Source organism: Mesorhizobium sp. M7A.F.Ca.CA.001.10.2.1 (genome assembly GCF_003998575.1).
Taxonomy (GTDB): domain Bacteria; phylum Pseudomonadota; class Alphaproteobacteria; order Rhizobiales; family Rhizobiaceae; genus Mesorhizobium.
Genome location: NZ_RZQY01000936.1, coordinates 1 through 1,733, shown reverse-complemented (window position 1 = coordinate 1,733; position 1,733 = coordinate 1). Strand labels below are relative to the sequence as shown.

2 protein-coding genes are annotated in these 1,733 nt (G+C 62.5%); one reads left to right on the top strand and one right to left on the bottom strand.

Annotation, left to right across the window (positions count from 1 at the left end):
• Positions 1-1,137, top strand: a 1,137-nt coding sequence (locus EN964_RS33680; RefSeq protein ID WP_245490724.1) for a helix-turn-helix transcriptional regulator, incomplete at its 5' end; no start/stop codon positions are given.
• Positions 1,138-1,161: 24 nt separating this feature from the next.
• On the opposite strand, the gene EN964_RS33675 is transcribed toward EN964_RS33680, so the two are convergent.
• Positions 1,162-1,731 carry a LysE family transporter gene (locus EN964_RS33675; RefSeq protein ID WP_245490723.1) on the bottom strand — a complete coding sequence of 190 codons (570 nt, stop codon included), beginning with the start codon at positions 1,729-1,731 and terminating at the stop codon, positions 1,162-1,164.
• Between the last annotated feature and the right edge of the window lie 2 nt (positions 1,732-1,733).

Here is a 1,733-nt window from a genome sequence, read left to right as displayed (position 1 = left end):
GGTGAAGAACGCGGAGTTGGTAGCGCAGCCAACGAGGCACAAGTGACTTCCGATCTGGCCGACCGCATCTACGAGGCTGCATTCGTGCCGGAGATGTGGCGCGACGTCCTGGAGCAGTTGAGCAGCGAGTCCAACTCGGCTGCCGCCTCGCTTGTCCTGTTCGATGACCGAGCCCCGCCAAAATTCATCGCGACCGATTTGATCTCGCCAGTGCTGGAGGCTTTCGACGCTGCCAATGGATGGCAGAAGAGCGAGGAGGTGCAACTCCTCTTCTCGATGACCCCGCCTTCGGCTTTTGTCTACGACGCCGATTATTTCCCCGCCGGAGCTCTGGCAAGCAATCACCTGCGCCTCGATCGCACCCGGCCGCTGGGGATTGGCGGACAGATTGGTTCGTTCATCGTCATGCCGACGGGGGAAATGGCACTGTTTTCGACCGAGCGCTGGCGCGACAACGATCGTCCTTCGGCAGACGATCTCGCGCGAATGAACGCGCTGCGGCCGCATCTGGCGCGTGCCAGCCTGATTGCGGCGAGGCTCGGGCTTGAGCGCGCGCAAGGAACAGTTGCGGCAATGGAAAGAATGGGACTGCCGGCTGCTGTCCTTTCATCCAATGGACGCGTGCTGGCCACCAACCCGCTGCTTGAGGCCATGCCCGCGATGTTCCTGCCGGTCGCCTTCGGCAGCATGGCGATTGGCGATGTGCAAGCAGACCTTTTGTTTCAGCAAGCCATCGCCGCCGTGCGCAGCGAGATCGAACCCTCGGTCCGATCAATCCCGGTACCCGCGCGACAAGACAGGCAGTCGATCATCGTCCATGTCCTGCCGCTGCTCCGTTCGGCGCATGATATCTTTTCGGGGGGCGACATCCTGATCGCCGCGACGGCGGTGAGCGCCAGTTCCATGGTGCCTTCGCCAACCCTGCTTGCCGGCCTGTTCGACCTGACGCCCGCCGAAGCGCGGCTGGCGGCCGCCCTTTCGCAAGGGCGGCCGTTGAAGGAGGCGGCGGCGCGTTCCAACATCACCGTGAAAACCGGCCGCACCTATCTCGAACGGATTTTCGCCAAGACCGGAACCCGCCAGCAAAGCCAGCTCGTGGCGTTGCTGAAGAACGTGGAGCTGCCCAACCGCGGCTGACAAGTGGGCGCATACACCTGTCGCTCAATGTCCAAATGCGGAGAAGCCGAGCGCCACCAGAGTTCCTCCCAATACGATGTCTGCATGCTTTCGAAAACGTGCGTAAAATCGCTGGGCGACCGGTTGGGAAATACAAAGGCCGAGAAGGCCAAACCAGGCGATGGCAATGGCAAAAACCAGCACAGCCAAGGATAGGTGCATTGCCCCGCGCGCATCCAAGTTCAGTGTGGAGGACGCGAAGAACAATGCGGTGGCAGGGTTTGCCACTGCCGTGACAAAGCCCAGCCGAAAGTATCGCGTGATTGGAACGGGCTTCGGCACGTCGAAGCCAACCTTGATCGACAGCGCCCGCCGCATCGAATTCCAACCGATGAAGACCAGCATTGCACCGTAGAGGCTGGCGGCCATCTGGTGTGCAAAGCCCCCTGACGGCAACGCTCCGGCGCCAGTCGCGACGATGGTCGCCAGCGAACTCGCGCCCAAGGCAACACCGGCGGCGGCAGACAGAGCCGTGGCGCGCGAAGCGGTTAGCGCGGCCTGCGTGACGACGGCGAAGTTGGCGCCGGGCAGCATTGCCACCAGCGCATAGGAAATGG